The organism is Ancylobacter sp. (assembly GCF_965229075.1).
Lineage (GTDB): Bacteria > Pseudomonadota > Alphaproteobacteria > Rhizobiales > Xanthobacteraceae > Ancylobacter.
Map to the genome: position 1 here is coordinate 2,477,969 of NZ_CBDDIO010000002.1, position 21,925 is coordinate 2,499,893.

27 protein-coding genes are annotated in these 21,925 nt (G+C 68.0%); 17 read left to right on the top strand and 10 right to left on the bottom strand.

Annotated elements, in window-relative coordinates:
• Positions 1–2: 2 nt before the first annotated feature.
• The 3 genes from gmd to ACO07Z_RS17655 form a co-directional block, all read right to left on the bottom strand.
• Complete coding sequence (gmd, locus tag ACO07Z_RS17645) at positions 3–1,052, bottom strand: GDP-mannose 4,6-dehydratase (protein ID WP_421700838.1); 1,050 nt, start codon at positions 1,050–1,052, stop codon at positions 3–5.
• Positions 1,053–1,191: 139 nt separating this feature from the next.
• On the bottom strand, positions 1,192–2,367 hold the full coding sequence (locus ACO07Z_RS17650) for a glycosyltransferase family 4 protein (RefSeq protein WP_421699896.1): 1,176 nt from the start codon (positions 2,365–2,367) through the stop codon (positions 1,192–1,194).
• A gap of 719 nt (positions 2,368–3,086) precedes the next feature.
• Positions 3,087–3,719 carry a TetR/AcrR family transcriptional regulator gene (locus tag ACO07Z_RS17655; RefSeq protein ID WP_421699897.1) on the bottom strand — a complete coding sequence of 211 codons (633 nt, stop codon included), beginning with the start codon at positions 3,717–3,719 and terminating at the stop codon, positions 3,087–3,089.
• 729 nt (positions 3,720–4,448) lie between these two features.
• Between ACO07Z_RS17655 and argJ the strand changes: the two genes are divergently transcribed.
• Positions 4,449–5,687: a bifunctional glutamate N-acetyltransferase/amino-acid acetyltransferase ArgJ gene (argJ, locus tag ACO07Z_RS17660; RefSeq protein ID WP_421699898.1), complete on the top strand. Its 1,239-nt coding sequence runs from the start codon at positions 4,449–4,451 to the stop codon at positions 5,685–5,687.
• 19 nt (positions 5,688–5,706) lie between these two features.
• A complete protein-coding gene (gene mutT, locus ACO07Z_RS17665) occupies positions 5,707–6,117 on the top strand; it encodes an 8-oxo-dGTP diphosphatase MutT (RefSeq protein ID WP_421699899.1) in 411 nt (136 codons plus the stop codon).
• A gap of 18 nt (positions 6,118–6,135) precedes the next feature.
• On the opposite strand, the gene ACO07Z_RS17670 is transcribed toward mutT, so the two are convergent.
• A complete protein-coding gene (locus tag ACO07Z_RS17670; RefSeq protein WP_421699900.1) occupies positions 6,136–7,035 on the bottom strand; it encodes a methyltransferase domain-containing protein in 900 nt (299 codons plus the stop codon).
• Positions 7,036–7,152: 117 nt separating this feature from the next.
• Here ACO07Z_RS17670 and ACO07Z_RS17675 point away from each other — a divergent pair, with 117 nt between their 5' ends.
• Genes ACO07Z_RS17675 through ACO07Z_RS17690 form a run of 4 tightly spaced genes read left to right on the top strand, consistent with a single transcriptional unit; the run spans position 7,153 to position 9,703 of the window.
• Entirely contained in the window at positions 7,153–7,983 is an 831-nt protein-coding gene (locus tag ACO07Z_RS17675) for a ComF family protein (RefSeq protein WP_421699901.1), read from the top strand.
• Between the two features lie 48 nt (positions 7,984–8,031).
• The gene (gene grxC, locus ACO07Z_RS17680; protein WP_421699902.1) at positions 8,032–8,289 is read left to right on the top strand and encodes a glutaredoxin 3; all 258 of its coding nucleotides are present in this window, start codon (positions 8,032–8,034) and stop codon (positions 8,287–8,289) included.
• Between the two features lie 14 nt (positions 8,290–8,303).
• The gene (locus tag ACO07Z_RS17685) at positions 8,304–9,218 is read left to right on the top strand and encodes a carbon-nitrogen hydrolase family protein (RefSeq protein ID WP_421699903.1); all 915 of its coding nucleotides are present in this window, start codon (positions 8,304–8,306) and stop codon (positions 9,216–9,218) included.
• Entirely contained in the window at positions 9,215–9,703 is a 489-nt protein-coding gene (locus ACO07Z_RS17690; RefSeq protein ID WP_421699904.1) for a DUF1178 family protein, read from the top strand. The genes ACO07Z_RS17685 and ACO07Z_RS17690 overlap by 4 nt, the downstream gene beginning before the upstream one ends.
• Positions 9,704–9,733: 30 nt before the next feature.
• Here the strand turns inward: ACO07Z_RS17690 and ACO07Z_RS17695 are convergent, their stop codons facing one another.
• Genes ACO07Z_RS17695 through ACO07Z_RS17705 form a run of 3 tightly spaced genes read right to left on the bottom strand, consistent with a single transcriptional unit; the run spans position 9,734 to position 11,251 of the window.
• Entirely contained in the window at positions 9,734–10,339 is a 606-nt protein-coding gene (locus tag ACO07Z_RS17695; RefSeq protein ID WP_421699905.1) for a DsbE family thiol:disulfide interchange protein, read from the bottom strand.
• Positions 10,336–10,506: a heme exporter protein CcmD gene (gene ccmD / locus ACO07Z_RS17700; protein ID WP_421699906.1), complete on the bottom strand. Its 171-nt coding sequence runs from the start codon at positions 10,504–10,506 to the stop codon at positions 10,336–10,338. The genes ACO07Z_RS17695 and ccmD overlap by 4 nt, the downstream gene beginning before the upstream one ends.
• 10 nt (positions 10,507–10,516) lie before the next feature.
• The gene (locus ACO07Z_RS17705) at positions 10,517–11,251 is read right to left on the bottom strand and encodes a heme ABC transporter permease (protein ID WP_421699907.1); all 735 of its coding nucleotides are present in this window, start codon (positions 11,249–11,251) and stop codon (positions 10,517–10,519) included.
• A 135-nt stretch (positions 11,252–11,386) separates the two neighbouring features.
• Between ACO07Z_RS17705 and ACO07Z_RS17710 the strand changes: the two genes are divergently transcribed.
• Positions 11,387–11,797: a DUF930 domain-containing protein gene (locus ACO07Z_RS17710; protein ID WP_244375140.1), complete on the top strand. Its 411-nt coding sequence runs from the start codon at positions 11,387–11,389 to the stop codon at positions 11,795–11,797.
• A 23-nt stretch (positions 11,798–11,820) separates the two neighbouring features.
• On the opposite strand, the gene ACO07Z_RS17715 is transcribed toward ACO07Z_RS17710, so the two are convergent.
• Entirely contained in the window at positions 11,821–13,338 is a 1,518-nt protein-coding gene (locus ACO07Z_RS17715; RefSeq protein WP_421699908.1) for a pyruvate kinase, read from the bottom strand.
• A gap of 259 nt (positions 13,339–13,597) precedes the next feature.
• Here ACO07Z_RS17715 and ffh point away from each other — a divergent pair, with 259 nt between their 5' ends.
• From ffh to rplS, 5 genes are all read left to right on the top strand, one after another.
• A complete protein-coding gene (gene ffh / locus ACO07Z_RS17720; protein ID WP_421699909.1) occupies positions 13,598–15,139 on the top strand; it encodes a signal recognition particle protein in 1,542 nt (513 codons plus the stop codon).
• A gap of 176 nt (positions 15,140–15,315) precedes the next feature.
• Positions 15,316–15,684 (top strand): 30S ribosomal protein S16, encoded by a 369-nt coding sequence (rpsP, locus tag ACO07Z_RS17725; RefSeq protein WP_244375143.1) that lies wholly within the window; start codon positions 15,316–15,318, stop codon positions 15,682–15,684.
• 84 nt (positions 15,685–15,768) lie between these two features.
• Positions 15,769–16,311: a ribosome maturation factor RimM gene (gene rimM / locus ACO07Z_RS17730; protein ID WP_421699910.1), complete on the top strand. Its 543-nt coding sequence runs from the start codon at positions 15,769–15,771 to the stop codon at positions 16,309–16,311.
• Positions 16,312–16,321: 10 nt separating this feature from the next.
• Positions 16,322–17,041 (top strand): tRNA (guanosine(37)-N1)-methyltransferase TrmD, encoded by a 720-nt coding sequence (trmD, locus tag ACO07Z_RS17735; RefSeq protein ID WP_421699911.1) that lies wholly within the window; start codon positions 16,322–16,324, stop codon positions 17,039–17,041.
• Positions 17,042–17,151: 110 nt separating this feature from the next.
• Positions 17,152–17,562 (top strand): 50S ribosomal protein L19, encoded by a 411-nt coding sequence (rplS, locus tag ACO07Z_RS17740; protein ID WP_244375146.1) that lies wholly within the window; start codon positions 17,152–17,154, stop codon positions 17,560–17,562.
• 85 nt (positions 17,563–17,647) lie between these two features.
• On the opposite strand, the gene ACO07Z_RS17745 is transcribed toward rplS, so the two are convergent.
• Positions 17,648–18,403, bottom strand: a complete 756-nt coding sequence (locus tag ACO07Z_RS17745) for a M15 family metallopeptidase (RefSeq protein WP_421699912.1) — start codon at positions 18,401–18,403, stop codon at positions 17,648–17,650.
• 97 nt (positions 18,404–18,500) lie between these two features.
• On the bottom strand, positions 18,501–18,746 hold the full coding sequence (locus ACO07Z_RS17750; protein ID WP_421699913.1) for a hypothetical protein: 246 nt from the start codon (positions 18,744–18,746) through the stop codon (positions 18,501–18,503).
• 228 nt (positions 18,747–18,974) lie between these two features.
• Here ACO07Z_RS17750 and ACO07Z_RS17755 point away from each other — a divergent pair, with 228 nt between their 5' ends.
• The 5 genes from ACO07Z_RS17755 to ACO07Z_RS17775 all read left to right on the top strand — a co-directional run bounded on the left by ACO07Z_RS17755 (position 18,975) and on the right by ACO07Z_RS17775 (position 21,876).
• Positions 18,975–19,166 carry a hypothetical protein gene (locus tag ACO07Z_RS17755; RefSeq protein WP_421699914.1) on the top strand — a complete coding sequence of 64 codons (192 nt, stop codon included), beginning with the start codon at positions 18,975–18,977 and terminating at the stop codon, positions 19,164–19,166.
• 86 nt (positions 19,167–19,252) lie between these two features.
• A complete protein-coding gene (gene leuC / locus ACO07Z_RS17760; RefSeq protein WP_421699915.1) occupies positions 19,253–20,674 on the top strand; it encodes a 3-isopropylmalate dehydratase large subunit in 1,422 nt (473 codons plus the stop codon).
• 22 nt (positions 20,675–20,696) lie between these two features.
• The gene (locus ACO07Z_RS17765; RefSeq protein WP_421699916.1) at positions 20,697–20,831 is read left to right on the top strand and encodes a hypothetical protein; all 135 of its coding nucleotides are present in this window, start codon (positions 20,697–20,699) and stop codon (positions 20,829–20,831) included.
• 4 nt (positions 20,832–20,835) lie between these two features.
• Positions 20,836–21,246 carry a metallopeptidase family protein gene (locus ACO07Z_RS17770; protein ID WP_421699917.1) on the top strand — a complete coding sequence of 137 codons (411 nt, stop codon included), beginning with the start codon at positions 20,836–20,838 and terminating at the stop codon, positions 21,244–21,246.
• Between the two features lie 69 nt (positions 21,247–21,315).
• Complete coding sequence (locus ACO07Z_RS17775; protein ID WP_421699918.1) at positions 21,316–21,876, top strand: cytochrome b; 561 nt, start codon at positions 21,316–21,318, stop codon at positions 21,874–21,876.
• The last annotated feature ends 49 nt before the right edge of the window (positions 21,877–21,925 follow it).

Below are 21,925 nucleotides of genomic sequence, written 5' to 3' on the forward strand. Positions count from 1 at the left end.
GGTTAGCGCGACGGGGCGTCGGCTCTCCAGTCGTCGTAATCCGACCGGGCCATCATGTCCGCGAGTTCGCGGACGGTGACCTTGGGTTCCCAGCCTAGCCGCGTGCGCGCCTTCGTCGCGTCGCCGAGCAGCAGGTCGACTTCCGCTGGCCGGTAGAATTTCGGATTGACCTTGACCGCCACCTTGCCGCTGTGCCGGTCCACGGCCTGCTCGGCCTCGGCCGTGCCCGACCATTCCAGCGCGAGGCCGAGCGCCTCGGCCGCGAAGCTGACGAAGTCGCGGATGGGCGTCGTCACCCCGGTGGCAAGAACATAATCGTCCGCCTCGTCCTGCTGCAGCATGCGCCACATGCCGTCGACATAGTCGCCGGCGAAGCCCCAGTCGCGCCGCGCATCGAGATTGCCGAGTTCGACCGGGACATGTTCGCCATGGGCGAAACGCGCCAGCCCCAAGGTGACCTTGCGCGTTACCATTTCCGCACCGCGCACAGGGCTCTCATGATTGAACAGAATGCCGGACGATGCGTGAAGTCCGAACGACTCTCGGTAGTTCATAGTGACGTAGTGGCCATACACCTTGGCTGCACCATAGGGCGAGCGGGGGTGGAAGGGCGTTTCCTCGTTCTGCGGCACCGCCCGGGCGCGGCCAAACATTTCCGAGGTCGACGCCTGGTAGAAGCGGGTCTGGGGACAATAGGTGCGGATGGCATCGAGGAGGCGCGCCACGCCCATGCCGTTGACATCGGCGACATATAGCGGCTGGTCCCACGAGGAGCCGACAAAGCTCTGCGCCGCGAGATTGTACACCTCGTCAAAGGTGATCTGGCGGAGCACGCGGTTGATGCTGTTGATCTCGCTGAGGTCGAAGTCCACAAGCCGCACGTCGTCGGCAACGCCCAGCTTCCGCAGGCGGGTCAGCTTCGCCTGCGAATTGGCGCGGACGGTGCCCGTGACCTCATAGCCCTTCGCAAGCAGCAGACGCGCGAGATAGCTACCATCCTGCCCGGTGATACCCGTGATAAGCGCCTTTTTCACCTTGGACCCCACACGCATAAAGAACGTGACGGGGGCTACATACATACCGCTCCGACCGCTTGTCGAGCGGCGGACCGGTATTTTGATCCTCCAGCGTCAAGGCAGACCGCACCCACGTATTTCTACCTAGAGATGCGAGCGTGCCGCTGACGCAACGTCAGCCGAGAAGCTCTTTGATGCGGCGTCCCACGGCGGCAAAGGAGTTATGGCGCTCGAGGTGTGCGAGCCCCGCCTGTGCCTTTGCGGCGGTCTGTCCAGGGTCATCATAGATGGCCCGCATAATGCTGGCGGCGTGTGCGAGGCTCGGTTCCGCCCAATAGCTCCCCTCGGTGCCAAAGTAATCCTGCGGAGGCACGGCGGCCTGAGCGAACTGGACGGGATATCCGGTTTGCTCATTGATGAAGTCGCGTGTGCCGCCAAAATTGGTCGCGATAACCGCTTTGCCGCGTGCCAGCGCCTCCGCGCATCCAAGACCAAAGCCCTCCGAACGATGGAGGGACACGAACACGTTGCAATCCTCCATCAAGGCCGTCATTTCGGCTCTGGTGAGCGTGCCGTCGATGATCTCGATACGGGCGTCCTGGCTGGCAAGCGCCAGCAGGCTTGAGAGCCGGCCCGCATCCGAACCTCCGCCGCGTGCCTTGACGAGCAGCCGGGCGTCTTCCCGCCCGCTCGGAAAGGCGAGGCGGAACGCTTCTATCGTTCCCAGCGGGTTCTTTCGCGCGATGGAAGAATCGGCGTCAAAGAAGGTGTGGAACTTCAAAGGGCCCGTGAACAGCTGCTGCGGTGGCTCCGTCGGCAGATCGACGGGTTGCGGGACCACGGTGATCGGCCTCGAATGGACGCTCGCGAGCGCGTCCCGAATGAACGTCGTCGGCGCCCAATACGCGTCGAAGCGTTCGAACCAGCGCCTCCATGCGGTGGGAAAGCTGGGCAACTCCCAATAGGGATAGGCGATGTCGGTCTGGTCGCGGCAGGCGCGGCGAGCGAACATGCCGATTTCGGCGGCGCCGAAGATGGACAGCGCGGTGCGGTGCCGGGACGAGGCGGCCAGCCGGTCCGCCAATGCCGGTTCGGCCATTCTCCCCGGCAGGGGAACATTGACGAGGCCTGCGGGAATTCCGCCGGCATCAAGGGCAGCCACCATGAGCCGTGCCGCTTCGCCAAGCCCGATTTCCGATCGAAGAAAGCCGACGATATCGACCCCGGGCTCCGGGCTCTTGCCGGCGAGGCGGCGCAGCCAGCAGGGCATCGTCCGCGCCGGCGGGCAATTCGCATGCGTGCACAGCAGCGATCGCATGCCGGAGTTGAGCGCCTTCCCGCCAATTTTCATCGCGCGGCCGGTATCCTCATGGGGCGATCTCCGGACGAGCGTCAGCCCTTGCCGCCTCCGGCGGAGCGCCGGCTCTCGCCGCTACGTAAGGGAACAGGATGAACAGCTTTCCAGCCATGCGGCGGCCCACCTTTGATCCGCGCGTAGGGGGCCCACCCTACGAGGGTACGCGTCGTGCCTCAACACCTCGGCCGGCGTGGCTGGGCTGAGGTTCAGCTGTGGCACGTCTGTCGGTCCGCCCCTTGGCAGATCGCGACACCGGCGCCAACCCGCCGCTGATCCGACCACTGGCCAGCGGGCGCGCGCCGCAGCTGTGCCGTCATCGCCCTGCCGTTGGACACAAGCGCGTGTTCGATGCGGGCACGCAGGAGTGTAGGCGGAGCGTGGGCGTGGATCTTGCCAAGAGGCTCGCCGCCCGCGTGGGAGCAAGCTTGAGCGACTTGCAGCCGGGGACACTTGACGCGCGACGCAGTTCAGAAGCCCAGTTCTTCCGTTAAAGACGCTTGAGGCTCTCAGCAGGGCAGGCGTCCCCGGCGATCGGGCGGGCGATGCCTGCGAGGCGGCTTCAGCGGCAGCGCCTCTGCACGTGAGCGTAGCCTGCGGCAGTCACCCCACCGTGAGGAGGCTGGACGGAGCGTCCGCGTTTCCTCCGCAGGCGACATGGCGCGCATCGCGGCGTAGGACGTCTCAGTTGCAGCCCTTGGGCGGGCCGAGGGCTGTCACGAACGCAGCAGGCATCCCCGGGCGATCAGGCGGCCGGCGGCGGCGAGGCTGGTGGCTTCGTCATCAAGCCGGCGCGCCAGCAAACGCGCCCACACATAACCGTTGACGAGATCGAGGCCGGCCGCAGCGTCGAAATCCGCCACCAATTCTCCGCGTCGCGCAGCCCGGGCGAAAAGTTCGGCAACGGGAAAGCTGCGCTCAACCAGGAAGGCGCGCAGGGTTTCCAGCGCCGCCGGATCCTGCTGCGCCTCCACCAACAGCGCGGTGAGAGCTTCACCGGCGGGCGTATCGCGCCAGAAGGTGATGAGCTTCCGCAACGCCTCCGCCAGGTCGTGCTCCAGAGAGCCGGTGTTGGTCTCCGACATGTCGAAAGGCTGGCGGGCATAAATCTCGACCAGCAGCGCCGCCTTTCCGCTCCACCAGCGATAAATGGTCGGCTTGCCCGCTCCCGCCCGGCGCGCCACCTGCTCGATGGTGAAGCCGGCATATCCGGTTTCGGCGAGCACCGCCTCCGCAGCTTCCAGGATCGCCTCGGTGGCCGCCTTGCTCCGGCGCGGTCCGGCAGAGCCTCGTCGTGCCGGGCTCCCTTGGACGCCGCCCGTCCGTGGCTGTGCGGCTTTGTTAACCATCGCCGTTAACTTTCTTGCACCGCGCGCATCTTCGTCTCGGAGCCGTACTATGGCTTACGTTTGACGCAACGAGCGGCCCAAATGCACACGCCGATAAACGATACGAAACGTTTCGACGCATGAAACGCTACGTTTCGTATAAATACTAGTCTGTTCATTCGACTAGTCTTTTATTTAGGCGGCCACCGGCGGCGCGGCGCGTGCCGCGAGGCAGTGCGCCTCATCGGACGGGCGTGCAGGTTCCGAGAAACATGGACGAACGAGCACGAATCACTCCGCACCGACCCCCACAACTTGTCGCTCGGCAGATGCAAAAGGTAAAGATGCTGCGATGCGGTGTTAGGGCGTACCGAGTTCGCCTTTCACCTCGCGTGACGAACCCGGGACAAGACAAACGTGCCCCCGAGCCGAACGTGTCCGGCCGGTCCGGGAGCACTGCCTTCTGGACGACCAAAACAACCCGAGGGCCCGCTCGCCGTGGACTGCCGAGTGCTACACCCCAGGGCTGGCGCTCCACCCCCGCGCCGCCAGCGCGCGGATGATGTCGGGTGTCACAGAGTCTGAAGATGTCGTTGACCCAGACTCTCCGGCGCGCGGGATGCCGCCGACATGAGCGAGCCCCGCCATTCGGCATGACGGGTTCGAGCGTGACCGCCACCCATCGTCTTGCGGATGTTGCGCATCTCGGGCACACCCGTGCGGCCCTTTCCCGCGATCGAGTTCCCGCCGATGGCCCACGCTGCTTCCGTCTCTCCGCTCGCCCCCAAGACCACGCCTGAGCTCGGCCCGGTTGCCGGGGTGCGCTTCGCCACCGCCGAGGCGGGGATCCGCTATAAGGGCCGTACCGATGTGCTGCTGCTGACGCTCGACGAAGGCACTACGGTGGCCGGGGTGTTCACCCGTTCCAAATGCCCGTCGGCGCCGGTCGAGTGGTGCCGCGCCAATCTCCCGCACGGCACGGCGCGGGCGCTGGTGGTGAATTCCGGCAATGCCAATGCCTTCACCGGCGCCAAGGGCCGGGAATCGACCGCCCTCACCGCAAAGATCGCGGCCAAGGCGCTCGGCTGCCGCGAGGAGGAAATCTATCTCGCCTCCACCGGCGTCATCGGCGAGCCGTTGGACGCGACCAAGTTCGAGGGCGTGCTAGAGGAAACCGCCACGCGCCTCGCGCCGCTGCCCTGGATCGAGCCGGCCAAGGCGATCATGACCACCGACACCTTCCCCAAGCTGGCCACCGCCAAGGTGAAGATTGATGGCGTGGACGTCACTATCGCCGGCATCGCCAAGGGCGCCGGCATGATCGCGCCTGACATGGCGACCATGCTCTCCTTCGTCTTCACCGATGCCGCCATCGAGGCGCCGGCGCTGCAGGCCCTGCTCTCCAAAGGGGTGGTGGACAGCTTCAACGCCGTCACCATCGACGGCGACACCTCGACCTCGGACACGCTGATGCTGTTCGCCACCGGCGCCTCGGGGGCGCCGCGCATCGATGACGCCAAGGACCCGCGCCTCGCCCGCTTCCGCAAGGCGCTCACCGGCGTGCTGGCGGATCTCGCCGAGCAGGTGGCGCGCGATGGCGAAGGCGCGCGCAAGCTGGTGAAGATCCATGTCACCGGCGCGACCTCCAAGCGTTCCGCCCGGCGCATCGCCATGTCCATCGCCAATTCGCCGCTGGTGAAGACGGCGGTGGCCGGCGAAGACGCCAATTGGGGTCGCATCGTCATGGCGGTGGGCAAGGCTGGCGAGCCGGCGGAGCGCGACCGGCTCTCCATCTCCTTCGGCGCCATCCGCGTGGCGCATGAAGGCGCCCGCGACCCGGCCTATGACGAGGCCGAGGTCTCGGCGTATATGAAAAACGACGTGATCGACATCACCGTCGATCTCGGCCTCGGGCGCGGGTCGGACCGGGTGATGACCTGCGACCTCACCAAGGAATATGTCGCCATCAACGGCGATTACCGCTCGTGAGCGGAGAAGGACGAACGCCATGAAACTCGTCCTCGTCGCCGCCGCTGCACTCGTCGATGTCGATGGCCGCGTGCTGCTGACCGAGCGGCCGGCGGGCAAATCGCTCGCCGGGCTGTGGGAGTTTCCCGGCGGCAAGGTGGAGCCCGGCGAGCGGCCGGAGGAGTGCCTGATCCGGGAACTTGCCGAGGAACTGGGCATCACGGTCAAGGAGCCTTGCCTCGCGCCGCTCTCCTTCGCCAGCCACACTTATGAGACCTTCCAACTGCTGATGCCGCTGTGGATCTGCCGTCGCTGGGAAGGAGAGGCGCAGGGCCGCGAAGGCCAGCGCCTCGCCTGGGTGAAGCCGGGGGCGCTGCGCGACTATCCCATGCCGCCGGCCGACGAGCCGCTGATCCCGGTGCTGCTGGATCTGCTGGGGCCGGCGCGGTAGCGATCAGGCGGGCGCGCTCTATCCTTCGCCCGGCAGTCTTCCTTCGGGCACCTTGAGCGCATCCGCCAGCCGGGTCTTGGCGGAGCCGGGCCGCAGCGGCTTCTGCTGGCTCTCATGCGGCGCCCAGCCGGAAATCCACACGATCTCGAAGGTGGCGCGCAGGCGCCCATCCGGATCGGCGAAGCGCTCGGCATAGACCTCGAACAGCCGCACCAGCGTCTTTTTCAAAAGCGGCGCCCGACGCCGGTCGACGAGCGGGTTGGCCGCGCCCATGCGGCGCAGATCTTGCAGCAGGGCCAGCGGGTCGCCATAGCGCACCACCACGCGGTCCACATCGGTGACGGGCAAAGCGAGGCCAGCACGCTGCAGCAGCCCGCCGAGGTCGCGCAGATCAACGAAAGGCGCGACGCGTGGGGAAATGCCGCCCAGCGTGTCGCTCTCGGCGATGGTGAAGGCCTCGCGCAGCTCATTGAGCGTGCCGCCGCCGAGGAAACCGGCGAGCAGCAGACCGTCGGGCTTCAGCGCCCGGCGGATCTGCGCCAGCACCCCGGGCAGATCGTTGACGCTTTGCAGCGCGAGGGCGGAAACGACGAGATCGAGCGACGCCGGCGCGAAGGGCAGGATTTCCGGGTCGGTGATCACATCGACATCGGCCCGCTCGACAGGGCCGAACGCCTTATAAGTCTCGACCATGCCCGAGGCGGCCAGCGCGTCGCGAAGGGCGCGGGTGGGGGTGCCGAGATCGGCCACATTGCCGAAGCGCCGCTTCACCGCGCCCAGCCGGTCAAGGAGATCCTCCGCCACCCGGTCGAGCAGGAACGTCTCGGGGCCCAGCGCGAGGGCGCGTTGACGGCGTTGGGCCAGGGCGACGGGGTCGAACACGTTCATCGACGCGGCGGTGGTCGGGGCAGCGGGCATGCGGGGGCTCCTCGGATGAGAGCCATAGGGCGGTGGACTGGAGAGGTCAAAGGCAGGGCGCGGCCAAAAGCGGTGAGGCAACGGGCAAGGAAACCGAAGCCGTGCTAATCTACCACCATGACACCGCTTCCGGAGCCATGGTCCGCGCCTGACGGTGAGGCCGAGGCATTGCCGCCGGCCTTGGCCACGCGGCTGCGCGGCCTGGCGCGGCGGCTATGGGGCGGGCTGGTCGATGTCGCCCTGCCGCCGGGCTGCATGGCCTGCCGCGCGGCGGTGGACGCGCCGGGCTGCCTGTGCGGTGCGTGCTGGAGTCGGCTTGCCTTCATCGCGCCGCCGATCTGCGACCGTCTCGGTACGCCCCTGCCTTATGGCTGCGGGGAGGGGCGGCTGATCTCCGCCGCGGCCCGCGAGGCGCCGCCGGCCTATGGCAGGGCGCGGGCGGTGGCGGCGTTCGGCGAGGTGGCGCGAGACCTGATTCATGCGCTGAAATATGCCGACCGGCTGGATGTCGCTCCCCCGATGGGGCGGATGATGGCGCGCGCGGGCGCGGACATTCTGGCTGATGCACAGGCGCTGGTGCCCGTGCCGTTGCATCGGCTGCGGCTGTGGCGGCGGCGGTTCAACCAGTCGGCGGCACTGGCCGGGGTCATCGGCCGCGAGACGGGCCTGCCGGTGCGCGCGGGCTGGCTGGAGCGGCGCCGCGCGACGCTGCCGCAGGTGGGGCTCGACCGGGCGGCGCGGGCGCGCAATGTGCAGGGCGCCTTCGCCGTGCCCGACATGGCGAAGGGCGACTTGCGCGGCCGGCGGCTGGTTCTGGTCGATGACGTGCTCACGACCGGGGCGACCATCGACGCCTGCGTCAAGGCGCTGCAGCGCGCCGGGGCGGGACAGGTGGACGTTCTGGTGTTTGCCCGGGTTGCTGACGAGGCGGACGCGCCCATATCATGAGCGACCAGGATCACGGCCGCGCCGGCGGCTGACGGTTAGGACAGGCCGATGGCGAAGATCGAAATTTACACCACGTCGAGCTGCCCCTATTGCCATGCGGCCAAGTCGCCGCTGGGCCGCAAGGGCGTGGATTTCTCCGAACTCAATGTCACCGGGGATCCGGTGGCGCGCTCGGCCATGTCGACCCGCGCCAATGGGCGCACCAGCGTGCCGCAGATCTTCATCGACGGGCGGCATGTCGGCGGCTGCGACGACCTTTATGCGCTTGAGGAAGCAGGCGAACTGGACGCGCTGCTGGCAAGCTGAACGAGACCGCGATCATGACCTCTTCCGACCACGCCTCCATGCCCGGCACCCCGCCGCTGGGTGCCCCGTTTCGCGCGGCCCTCATCCAGATGCGGACGGAAAAGAGCGTTGCCGCCAATATCGCGGCGGCCTCGGCCTTGGTCCGCCAGGCCGCGGCGGAGGGGGCGACCTACATCCAGACGCCGGAAATGACCGGCACGATGGAGGAGAACCGCGAGGCGCTGTTCAAGGTGCTGCACACGGAAGAGGACGACCCGGCGCTGGCCGCCTTCCGCGCGCTGGCGGCTGAACTGAAGGTGCATCTGCATATCGGGTCGCTGGCGGTGCGGGCGAGCGAACACCGCGCGGCCAACCGTTCCTATCTCCTCGGCCCGGACGGCACGATCTCGGCCCGTTACGACAAGATCCACATGTTCGATGTCGACTTGCCCAATGGCGACGTATACCGCGAATCCGCCGCCTACCGGCCGGGCGAGCTTGCCATCGTCGCCGATCTGCCGCAGATCCGGCTCGGCCTCACCATCTGCTACGACCTGCGCTTTCCCGCGCTGTTCCGCGCGCTGGCGGAAGCGGGCGCGGGCATGATCGCCACGCCGGCGGCGTTCACCCAGTCCACCGGCGAGGCGCATTGGCACATTCTCCAGCGCGCGCGGGCGATCGAGACCGGCTGTTTCGTGCTCGCCGCCGCTCAGGGCGGCACGCATGAGAATGGCCGCAAGACCTTCGGCCACAGCCTCATCATCGACCCCTGGGGCACGATTCTCGCCGAGGGTGGCAGCGAACCCGGCATCATCGCCGCCGAGATCGACCCCGCTCAGGTGGCCGCGGTGCGCGGGCGCATTCCCTCGCTGTCGAATGGCCGGCGCTTCGAGCTGGTGATGCCGGCCGACCAGAGTCGGCTGCATCTCGTGCCGGGTGGCGCGGCATGATCCTCTACCGCCTGTGCTGCGCTGCGGACCATGACTTCGAGAGCTGGTTCCGCGACTCGGCCGCCTATGATGCGCAGCGGGCGAGGGGACTGGTCACCTGCCCGGTCTGTGGCTCCGCCGAGGTGGAGAAGGCGCTGATGGCGCCGGCACTCGGCCGCGGAACGCGCAAATCCATTGTCGAGCCGGCCGCCGAAGCGACCGCTGCCGAGCCGGCGGAGGTGGCGGTGCCCGCCCCGCAGCCGGTCGCGCTGGTGTCGGAGAAGGAGCAGCAGCTGCGCGCCATGCTGCGCGCGGTGCGTGCGCATGTGATCGCCAATTCGGTCGATGTCGGCGACGACTTCGCCACCCTTGCCCGCCGCATGCATGAGGGCGAGGAGGAGAAGCGGGCCATTCGCGGCGCGGCGACGCCGGACGAGGTGCGTGCGCTGATCGAGGACGAGATCGAGATCCTGCCGCTGCCGGTTTTGCCGGACGAGCGGAACTGAGCGTGCTCTATCAATAGTTTAGATCGGTCTCTAAGGCGCTTTCTGCGCCTTGGCGATTTCCGGCAGCAGCCGCGTCTTCAACCCGTCCGCGTCGAGCGGGCCGATGAACTTGTAGGCGATGCGCCCGTCCTTGCCGATGACGAAGGTTTCCGGCACGCCATAGACGCCCCAGTCGATGGCGGCGCGTCCATTGGCGTCGACGCCGACGGCGGCATAGGGATTGCCGAAGCGGCCGAGGAAGCGGCGGGCATTGCCGGCATCGTCCTTGTAGTTCAGCCCGACGAGACGGAAGCCGGGCATCTGCGACAGCTCGACCAGGAACGGGTGCTCGTCGCGGCAGGGCACGCACCAGGAGGCGAAGACGTTCAGCACCGTGACCTCGCCTTTGAGCCCGGCCGAGGCGAGGCCGGGCACCGGCTGGCCGTCGCGGGTCAGGCCCTCCAGCGGCGGCAGGTCCAGGGTGGGCGCGGGCCGGCCGATCAGCGCCGAGGGCACGCGCGAGGGATCGCCCGAGAACAGCCGCCCATAGAACAGCCCGGCCAGCGCCAGGAAGGCGACGAGGGGCAAAAGCACCAGCAGCCGGCGACCGGACCGTGCGGCCGGGGGCGCGTTCGGGGTGTCCGGGGGCGTGCTCATGCGTCGCTCCGTCCCGCCGAGCGGCGGCGTACCCCGCGCGCCTCCATCTCATCCAGCCGCCGGCGCACGGCGCGGCCGTCGAGGACGATCCACAGCGCCAGCCCGCCAAGGGCGAGGGCGCTCACGCCATAGCAGGCGAGGATGAAAAAGCCGTGCTCGCCGAACATTCAGGAGGCCTCACGCATGGGCGGCCTCGGCGGCGGCACGCGCTTCCAGCACGCGCAGGCGGCGGCGGTAGATCTCGTTGCGCATCGCCGCCATGTGCAGCGCCAGCATCAGCAGGGTGAAGCCGAGCGCGCAGATCAGCAGCGGCCAGAGCAGGCTGGAATGGATGGTCGGCCCGTCCATGCGGAACACCGAGGCCGGCTGGTGCAGCGTGTTCCACCAGTCGACCGAGAATTTGACGATCGGCACGTTGACGAAGCCGACCAGCGAGAGCACCGCCGCCGCTCGACCCGCCTGATTGGGGTCCTCGATCGCCGAGCGCAGCGCCAGGAGGCCTAGATACAGCAGCAGCAGCACCAGCATGGAGGTGAGGCGCGCGTCCCACACCCAATAGGTGCCCCACATCGGCCGGCCCCAGAGCGAGCCGGTGAACAGGCAGAGAAAGGCGAACACTGCGCCGATCGGCGCCATCGCCTTGTGCGCCACATCCGCCAGCGGGTGCCGCCAGACGAGGATGCCGAGCGCGGAGACTGCCAGCATGGAATAGCCGAACATGGCCAGCCACGCGAAAGGCACGTGGATGTACATGATCTTCACCGTCTCGCCCTGCTGGTAATCGGCCGGGGCGCGGAAGGCGAGCACGAAGCCGATCGCCAGCGTCGCGAGGGCGAGGCCGCTCAGCCATGGAAGCACGCGCCCGGAGAGGGCGAGGAAACGGGTGGGGTTGGCAAGGTCCATCAGCGCCATGGGGCGGTTCTAATCTCCCGCTTGGCGCTCGGCAACTCGCAGGCGCCCTGTCGAAATGCGGATAGAACGCCATAGCATCGCCAAATCTGCGCTATTGAAGGGGAGCATCGTCGACCGAACAGGATTCGAGCGCTTATGCCGCACATCGCCGCTGCCCCCGCTGCCCTTCTGCTCGCGCTTGTCGCGCTGCCGGTCGGCGCCCTCTCCAGTGCGCAGGCGCGCTCGACCCAGGACGAGATGATGCAGCTGGAGCCCTCGGAGCGGATCGAGCAGGTGTGCAACACGCGGGCGATGGGCGAGGTTCAGCGGGCGGGCAAGGGTCTGCGCCCGGACGAACTCGTCGCCTATGCCTATCGCGACCCTGTCGTGAAGGGGTGGAAGATCAAGGCACCGGGCGCGGCGGTGCGCTCGGGTGGCACCTGGTATCACATCGCCTATGAATGCGAGACCGCGCATGACGGTCTCGACGTGACCAGCTTCCACTACACGCTCGGCGCGGCGATCCCTACCTCGGAATGGGGCGCCCACTATCTCGTGGGACAATGAGCGCGGCAGCGGGAGTGGCGCGGTTACCAGGAACGCAGCGCCCGCAGGGTCGGGGTCTTCTTGTCGAGATGGTCGGCCATGCGGCCGAGCAGCCGGTCGAGCAGCTGGACCGCTTCCACCACCGCCGGGCCCTTGTTGAGCATCACACATTCGGCGCGGGCGGCCATGGCGGCATCCGTCATTTCGCCGCGCGAGGGAATGCCGTCGCGCACCAGATCCTCCAGCACCTGCGTCGCCCAGATCGACGGAACGGCCGCGGCCTCGCAGATCCACAGTAGTTCCTCCTGCATTTCGGCAAGCCGCTCGAAGCCGATTTCGGCGGCGAGGTCGCCGCGCGCGATCATCACGCTGAAATGGCCGAAGCGGGCGGCACGGGCGATCAGATCGGGCAGGTTGCGCACCGCCTCCGGGCGCTCGATCTTGGCCATCAGGCCGAGCGGGCGCTCGCGCCCCGTGCCATGGCGGGCGATGGCGGCGTCGAGCAGATCGAGATCTTCCGGCCGGCTGACGAAGGAATAGCCGATGAGATCGGCGCATTCGATGACGGTGGCGAGATCGGCGTCGTCCTTGTCGGTGAGAGGCGAGAGGCCGAGCGCGGTGTCGGGCAGGTTGATGCCCTTCTCGGGCTTGAGCTTGGTGCCGCCGGGGCGGGTATGGAGAATGCGCAGGATCGCCTCGTCCTCGCGCACGCTCTCGACCACCGCTTCCACCTTGCCGTCGTCGTAGCGCACGCGGTGGCCGACCGCGAGACGGGTGACGATCTCGGGCAACGAGACGGCGGCGCTGAACAGCGCGGCCTCGTCCACGCGCGGTTCACCCTCGGCGACCAGGCGCAGCGTGTCGCCCGGCAGAAGTCGGCCGGAAGGCTTGCCCTTGCGCATCGGCAGCACGGCGCCGGTCCGGATCTTCGGGCCGGCAATGTCCATCAGCACGGCGATGGGGCGTCCCACCGCCTCGCCTGCCACGCGCACATGTTCGGCCATGCGACGCCACGCCTCTGGCGCGTCATGAGCGCAGTTGATGCGGGCGACATCCATGCCGGCCCGCGCCAGCGCGAGGATGAACGCCGGATCGTCCGCCGCCTCACCGGGCAGGGTGACCATGATGCGGGTGTAGCGCCCCGCCCGCTCCGGGCCGAGGCTCGCCACGGCCGCGGCGTCGAGCCGGGCTTCGCCGGCGAAGAAGGCGGCTTCGTCCGGCGTGGCGAAGGGGGTGGCCCGGCCGGCCAGCGCCGCGAGCGCCGCCAGCACGGCGTCGAGCGTCGGCAGCACCCGGCTTTCCAGCCGTCCGAGCGAGGACAGGCCGCGCCGCATCAGCTGCCGCTGCAGCGGGCGAAGTTCATGACGGCGCAGGGCGAGATAATAGGCGAGGTTGTCCAGCGCGGCATCCTCGCGGCCGGCCTCGCGCCGGAATCGCTCGATGAGTGGGGCGGCTTCCTCGATCACCGCCGCGCGCAGTGAGAGCAGCGTCTCGAACAGGGCAGCGCAGTCATCGGCGGCGCTCTCGCTGATGGCGGGGAGGGGGGCGGTGTCGTGGGTCATGACCGGGTTCCTCGCGAGGATGGGCACGCTATAGGATGGCGCTGTTACGAGGCTGTGACCTCCGTACTCTCCCGCAAAGGGCCGTCAAAACTTGACTTGGCGGCGGGCGGCGCTTACCAAGCCGGCATCCTCGCAGAACCCGCGAGCCGATCCGCCGCCCGGTCCCCGAGACCGGAGGTCAACGCCCGACAGCGCTTTGCGCCCTCGGGCGCCGTTCGGCATTGCGCTGTGAGCTGTGGGAAAGCACCGGAGCGAACGCATGTTCGATTCATTGACCGACCGCCTTGGCGGCATACTCGACCGGCTGAAACGACGCGGCGCCCTCACCGAGGCCGACGTGAACGAGGCCATGCGCGAGGTGCGCCGGGCTCTGATCGAGGCCGACGTGGCGCTCGACGTGGTGCGCTCCTTCACCGACAAAGTGAGGACGCGCGCGGTCGGTGCCGAGGTGATTAAGTCGGTCACCCCCGGCCAGATGGTGGTGAAGATCGTCAATGACGAGCTCGTCGCCATGCTCGGTTCCGACGCCAAGGCGATCGACCTCGACGCCGCGCCGCCGGTGCCGGTGCTGATGGTCGGCCTGCAGGGCTCGGGCAAGACGACCTCGACCGCCAAGATCGCCAAGCGCCTGACCGAGCGCGGCAACCGCAAGGTGCTGATGGCCTCGCTCGACACCCGCCGCCCGGCGGCGATGGAGCAGCTGGCCACGCTCGGCACCCAGGTCGGCGTCGCTACCCTGCCGATCGTCGCCGGTCAGTCCGCCGTGCAGATCGCCCGCCGCGCCATGGAAGCCGCCCGCCTCGGCGGCTATGACGTGGTGATGCTCGACACCGCCGGCCGCGTCACCCTTGACGAGGCGCTGATGGCGGAAGTGGCCGAGGTGAAGGCCGCGACGAAGCCGCACGAAGTGCTGCTCGTCGCCGACAGCCTCACCGGCCAGGACGCGGTGAACACCGCCAAGGCGTTCGACGCCCGCGTCGGTCTTACCGGCATCGTGCTGACCCGCGCCGATGGCGACGGGCGCGGCGGTGCCGCCCTTTCCATGCGCGCCGTCACCGGCAAGCCGATCAAGCTGCTCGGCACCGGCGAAAAGATGGACGCGCTGGAGGATTTCGATCCCCGCCGCGTCGCCGGCCGCATCCTCGGCATGGGCGATGTGGTCTCGCTCGTTGAAAAGGCGGTCGAGAATCTCGACGCCGAGAAGGCGATGGCCGCCGCCGAGCGCATGCGCAAGGGGCAGTTCGACCTCAACGACCTGCGCATGCAGCTCGACCAGATGGAGAAGCTCGGTGGTCTTGGCGGGCTGATGGGCATGCTGCCCGGCGTCGGCAAGATGAAGAACCAGCTCGCCGCCTCCGGCATGAATGACGGCGTGCTGAAGCGGCAGAAGGCGATCATCGATTCGATGACCAAGAAGGAGCGGCGCAATCCCAAGCTGCTCGACGCCTCCCGCCGCAAGCGCATCGCCGCCGGCTCGGGCACCAAGGTCGAGGATGTCAACCGGCTGATGAAGATGCACCGCCAGATGGCGGACATGATGAAGGCGATGGGCGCCCCCGGCGCCAAGCGCGGCCCGATGGCCGGGCTCGCCTCCATGTTCGGCCTCGGCGGGGGCAGCGGCATGCCAAGCCCCGAGCAATTGAAGCAGATGGCCGAGAAGATGCCGGGCGGCCTGCCCGGTGGTGGTCTGCCACCGAATTTCCCCGGCAACATGCCCGGCCTGCCGGGCGGGCTGCCGGGGCTGGGAACCAAGCCGGGCGGGCTTCCGGGCCTGCCGGGCTTCCCGGGGAAGAAGAAGTGACGAACGACGTGCCTTGAATCCAGCCTGTCATCCCGGACGGCGCCGCAGGCGGCGATCCGGGATCGTTCTCCGCGTGGCGGTCAGCGATCCCGGATCTCCGTTCGCTCCGCCTTCATCATCCGGGATGCGGCCAACCAACCGACGAACCGAACAAACCTGCTGAAAGGAAGACCCGCATGTCCCTCAAGATCCGTCTCGCCCGTGGCGGCGCCAAGAAGCGTCCCTATTACCGCATCGTCGTCGCCGATTCGCGCTCCCCGCGCGATGGCCGCTTCATCGAGAAGATTGGCACCTTCGATCCGCTGAAGCCCAAGGATGCCGCCGACCGCTTCACCCTCGACACCGAGAAGGCCAAGGCCTGGCTCGCCAAGGGCGCCCAGCCGACCGACCGCGTCGCCCGCTTCCTCGACAGCCTCGAACTGGTGAAGCGCTCTCCGCGCAACAACCCGAACAAGGCCGTCCCCGGCAAGAAGGCGCAGGAGCGCGCCGCCGAGGCCGCCAAGGCTGCCGAAGCCGCCGCCGCTGCCGCCGCTTCGGCGGAGTGAGTTTGGGCGGGGCGGCCTTGCGCCGCCCCGCTTGAGCCTCTTTCGGGGCGAGCCTCGAACGACGGTCATTTCAGAGCGCACCCCATGCCCCAGGAACGCATTCTCCTCGCCCGTATCGGCGCGCCGCACGGTGTGCGCGGCGAGGTGCGGCTGTTCATCTTCGCCGAAGACCCGTCTTCGCTGCAGGATTATGCGCCGCTGACCGACGAGGCCGGCACCCGCGTGTTCCGCATCAAGACGCTGCGGCCGGCGAAGGAACATTTCGTCGCCCGGCTGGAGGGCGTCGACACCCGCGAGGCGGCGGAGGCGCTGACCAATCAAGGTGTGTTCGTCGCCCGCGACCTCCTTCCCGAGCCGGAGGAGGAAGACGATTTCTACCATGCCGACCTGATCGGCCTCGCCGCCGAGACACTAGAAGGCGCGCCCTTCGGCAAAGTATTGGCGGTGCATGATTTCGGCGCCGGCGACATTCTGGAAATCGCGCCGGAAGCGGGTGGCAAGACGCTGATGCTACCCTTCACCAAGGCCGTGGTGCCGAAGGTTGACCTCAAGGCCGGCCGGCTTGTCGTCGATCCCGGCGAATGGGTGCGCGAGGAAGCCCCGCCGCCTGAGGCGGACCAGGGTTAGGGGCCCGCTCATGTGGCGCGCCTCGGTTCTCACCATCTTCCCCGACATGTTTCCCGGCCCGCTCGGCCTGTCGCTGGCCGGCCGCGCTCTGGCGCAGGGCGGCTGGGCGCTGGAGACGGTCGATCCGCGTGACCACGCCACCGACCGCCACCGCTCGGTCGACGACACGCCGGCCGGCGGCGGGCCGGGCATGGTGATGCGGGTCGATGTGCTCGCCCGCGCGGTGGACGCCGCCGCGCCGGAGGGCGACACCCGTCCGCGCCTGCTGATGACGCCGCGCGGGACACCGCTGACGCAGAAGCGCGTGCGCGAGCTGAGCGCCGGCGAAGGAGTCGTCATCGTCTGCGGCCGCTTCGAGGGGGTCGACGACCGCCTCGTCGCCGCGCGCGGGCTGGAAGAAGTATCGGTCGGCGATGTCGTGCTTTCGGGCGGCGAGGTCGGCGCGCTGGTGCTGCTCGATGCCTGCGTGCGGCTGCTGCCGGGGGTGATGGGGCATCCCGAATCCGGCACGGAGGAGAGTTTTTCCGCCGGCCTGCTGGAATACCCGCAATATACCCGCCCGCAGAGCTTCGAGGGCATGGAGATCCCCGCCATTCTCACCGGTGGCGACCATGCCAAGGTCGCCCGCTGGCGGCGCGAGCAGGCAGAGGTGGCCACCCGCGCCCGCCGCCCGGACCTGTGGGCGGCGTATCGCGCCGCGCATGACGGTTCTGCGACGAAGGGGGAATGACAAACCCGCGCGTTTCGCGTATAGGGCGCGCCGTCACTACCAACTGACAACAGCAAGATGCGGGCGCCGGGCCTGACGTGCCACGGTCGATCCTGCCTGAGGTGATAGAAATGGTCGATATTATCCGCGAGCTCGACATCGAGCAGGCTGCCAAGCTGGCCGAAGTGCGCGCCATCCCCGATTTCCAGCCGGGCGATACCGTCATCGTCAATGTGAAGGTGAAGGAAGGCGAGCGCACCCGCGTGCAGGCCTATGAGGGCGTCGTGATCGCCCGCAATGGCGGCGGCATCAATGAGAGCTTCACCGTCCGCAAGATTTCCTACGGCGAAGGCGTCGAGCGCGTGTTCCCGCTCTACTCCCCGAACATCGACAGCCTGAAGGTTGTCCGTCGCGGCAAGGTGCGCCGCGCCAAGCTCTATTACCTGCGCGACCGTCGCGGCAAGTCGGCCCGTATTGCCGAGCGCCAGGACAAGAACGCCGGTAGCCGCAAGAAGGGCGCTGCCCCGGTCGCAGCCGAGTGAGGCGGGCTCCGGCTTCGGCCGGGCGCTGAAGGACGTTCAGGGCGGCTTCGGCCGCCCTTTTCATTTGGCCCGTGCCGGGTGCCGTTCAGCGCGCGGCCGTGACGGGAAAATCGAAATAAGTGTCGGGGAAAGGCTCGTCCGCCAGCGTGTAGTGCCACCATTCTTCGGCATAGGGCGTGAAGCCGTGCCGCTGCATCAGCGCCTTCAGCCTCTCGCGATTGGCGGTGGCCTCCGCCGTGATGCCGGCGGCGCCATGATGCGCTTTCACATCGAAACAATCATAGCCGGTGCCGAAATCGAGTGTCGCGTCAGCGTAGCGCTGGCCGGCGGGGAGGGCGCAATCGGCCAGCGGGTCGCCGGGCCTCCAAGCATTGGCGGGCGCCTGCTCTAGCCTCACCAGCGCGAGATCGACGGTGCTGCCCCGGCTGTGGCCGGACTGCTCAGCAATGTAGCCACGGGCGAAAAGCTCGCTCTTGGGCACGCGGGGATAGAATTCCGGCTTCATCGTCTCGTCGGACAGGTCCTTCGCCCAGGCAACAAAGGCGGCGACAGCCCGCGCCGGGCGGTAGCAATCATAGACCTTTAGGCCGAGGCCCACCGGCGCCAGTTCCCGCGCGGCGGCAGCCAGCGCCTCGGCCGCCGGGCGGGTCAGAACGCAGTCCGGCGCGTCGTAGCCGGAGATCGGGCGGCCGACGAAATTGTGGCTGCCGGCATAGCGCATCTCATGGCGGATGGTGGGGGCGAGGCTGTGCAGCCGCACGAAGCCCTCGGGGAGATCGCTGCTGCGGGCGGTCGCCGGCGCCGCCGCAAGCGCCAGCAGAAGCAGGAAAAGCCTGAGCATCGCATGGACCTCGTTCGCAACGAGGAACGAGATCTGCCACCGCCTCCCGACCCTGTCCAGAGGAGCATACCGTTACGGAAGAGTGTGCCGGCGCGCGTCAGCAGTCCTTGATATGGGCGACGCGGGTGTTGGTCTGCTGCTCGACCAGCAGTGTGCCGTCGCCGAGCATTGCGGCCTGCATGACAGTGGCGAAGTCGGGCTTGCGCAGCGGGCAGGTAATCAATTGCGGGTGCTGGATCTTTGCCACTTCCTGCGGCCGCATTTCCACGCGATTGCCGGCTTCCACAGCGGCGAAAGTGGCGAATGTCGCGGCGATCAAGGCGATATCGGACAGGCGCATCATCCCCTCCCTTCCCCGAATCAGCTTAACGCCATGCATGACGCTACGCCACCTCGAACATAATCGGCGAGAGATGACGCGGTTTCCGCACTAAATGCCGCAGTTTACTTTGGAATACATTATTCCAATATTTCGGCCAGCTGCTTGCCTTCACGCCCTCGTGCAGCGGCCTTCCGGGTGGGGAGGGTGGCAGCGATTGTTTGCCGCGCCGAGACTTGCTAGAAGGGTTCCATGATGGCGCACGGCTTCTCGATCACGGCTGCTTGCGGCGCGGCGACCTCGCCGGCGCCCGGTGCCGCGCGCCCGGAGGCCCGCCGCCGCCTGCCGACCACCATCGGTTTCGCCGCCGTGCCGGACCATGTCCGCCTCCCGGCGCGCTTTTTCGGACGCTTCACCGCCTGCGCGGTCGCCGGGCTTAGCTGAGCGCCGCCCGGAGCCGCCTTCCGGCTTCGTGCTCCCGGCCGCGCTGCTGCCCGCCCCTGTTTTCCTCTTCGCATGAGACGCCCAGCATGAGCACGTCCGCTCCCCGTACCCTGTACGACAAGATTTTCGACGACCACGTCATCGACCGCCAGGAGGACGGCACCTGCCTCCTCTATATCGACCGGCATCTGGTGCATGAGGTCACCAGCCCGCAGGCCTTCGAGGGGCTGCGCGTGGCCGGCCGCCGCGTGCACGCGCCGTCGAAGACACTGGCCGTGGTCGACCATAACGTCCCGACCACCGACCGCCGCTTCGGCATCGACGATCCCGAGAGTCGCACCCAGGTGGAGACGCTGGCCGCGAACGCCCGCGAATTCGGCGTCGAGTATTTCAACGAGCTCGACAAGCGCCAGGGCATCGTCCACGTCATCGGCCCGGAGCAGGGCTTCACCCTGCCCGGCACCACCATCGTCTGCGGCGACAGCCACACCTCGACGCACGGTGCATTCGGCGCGCTCGCCCATGGCATCGGCACGTCGGAGGTCGAGCATGTGCTCGCCACCCAGACGCTGATCCAGAAGAAGAGCAAGAACATGCGGGTGCTGGTGGATGGCCGGCTGCCCGAGGGCGTGACCGCCAAGGACGTGACGCTCGCCATCATCGGCGCCACCGGCACTGCCGGCGGCACCGGCTATGTCATCGAATATGCCGGCGAGGTCTTCCGCAACCTCACCATGGAAGGCCGCATGACGGTCTGCAACATGTCGATCGAGGGCGGGGCCCGCGCCGGCATGGTGGCGCCCGACGAGACCACCTATGCCTATGTGAAGGATCGCCCGCGCGCGCCGAAGGGCGCCGCCTGGGACGCGGCGCTGCGCTATTGGGACACGCTGCGCACCGATGACGGCGCCTTCTTCGACAAGGAGATCCGCCTCGACGGCGCTGCCCTGCCGCCCATCGTCTCCTGGGGCACCAGTCCGGAAGACGTGATCTCGGTGGAAGGCACCGTGCCCGATCCCGAACTGATCCACGACGCCGACAAGCGCGAGGCGAAGAAGCGCGCGCTGGCCTATATGGGCCTCACCGCCGGCACGAAGATCACCGATATCGCCATCGACAAGGTGTTCATCGGCTCCTGCACCAATGCCCGCATCGAGGATCTGCGTGCCGCCGCGTCCATCGTGCGCGGCCACAAGGTGCGCGAAGGTGTCTCCGGCATGATCGTGCCGGGTTCGGGGCTGGTGAAGCTGCAGGCCGAGGCCGAGGGGCTGGACGCCATCTTCAAGGCGGCGGGCTTCGACTGGCGCGAGCCGGGTTGCTCCATGTGCCTGGCCATGAACGCCGACAAGCTCGGCCCGGAGGAGCGCTGCGCCTCCACCTCGAACCGCAATTTCGAGGGCCGGCAGGGCTTCAAGGGCCGCACGCACCTCGTCTCTCCCGCCATGGCGGCGGCGGCGGCGATCGCCGGTCGTTTCGTCGACGTGCGCAGCTGGCCGCGGGCGGGCTGAACGCACGGGGGAGGGCGCCGCGATGAGGGGCGATCCGTTCTGGGAACCACCGCCCGACGACCCCACGGAAGTGTGGGGCCGTCGCATCGGGCGGGGCCTCGCCGTGGTCGTCGCCTTCGCGCTCGCCGTCTATCTTCTCGTGACCTATCTGCGGTGAGACCATGAGTGCGGACTGGCTGAAGCGCGGGGCGCCCTCGCTGGGGGAGATGGAGGCCATGGCCGAGGAGGCCTATGCCCGCCTGCCGGAGGAGTTCCGCGCCCTGTGCGGCAATCTCGTCATCCGCGTCGAGGATTTCCCCACCGACGAGGTGCTGAAGGAGATGGAGGCGGAAACGCCGTTCGATCTGCTCGGCCTGTTCCAGGGCATCGGTCTGGCGCAGGGCTACGAACTGGCGACCGGCGTGCTGCCCAACATGATCTTCCTCTACCGCCGCCCGATCCTCGACTATTGGGCGGAGAATGAGGAGACGCTGGGCGATATCGTCACCCATGTGCTTGTCCACGAGATCGGCCACCATTTCGGCCTGTCGGACGAGGACATGGAGCGGATCGAGGAGGAGGCGGATACGTAGCGGACCGCATGGGAACGGAGTAAGGCTCTGCTTAGAATCTCTCCAAATGTGAGAGACGAGGCACAGCCCATGTCAAACCCTTCATCCGTCCCCTCTGCCGAGCCTTGCTATAGCCTGCCGCTGCGGGCGCTTCACTGGCTGACGGTGCTGGCCATCGTCGTCACTTATGGCGTCACCTATCTCGAAGATTTCTTCGCGCGCGGCACGCCTGGGCGCGCCCTGATCTGGTGGACCCACATCTCCGTGGGTCTGACGATCCTCGGCTTCGTCATCCTGCGCCTTGTCGCGCGGCTTGTCGGGCCGGTGCCGCCGCCTTCGGCGGCCCTGTCGCGGCCGGTTCACCTGGCCTCGACGACGGTTCATGTGCTGCTTTATGTCCTGCTGGTCGCGACACCTCTGGTCGGCATCTATCTCGCCTTCCTGCGCGGCAATGAGGTGACGTTCTTCGGCCTGTTCACGATTCCCTCCCCGGTGGAGGTGGACCGGACGGCCGCCGGCCAGGTCATCGAGTGGCACGAACTGCTGGCGAACGCGCTGGTCGTGCTGGCCCTGCTGCACGCGGCGGCGGCTCTGGTGCACCACCACGTTCTCAAGGACGACGTGCTGCGCCGCATGCTGCCGCGCCGCTGATTCCCGCGCAGGTTCAGCTTGCGGAAGGCGTGCGGTCAGGGCACATCAG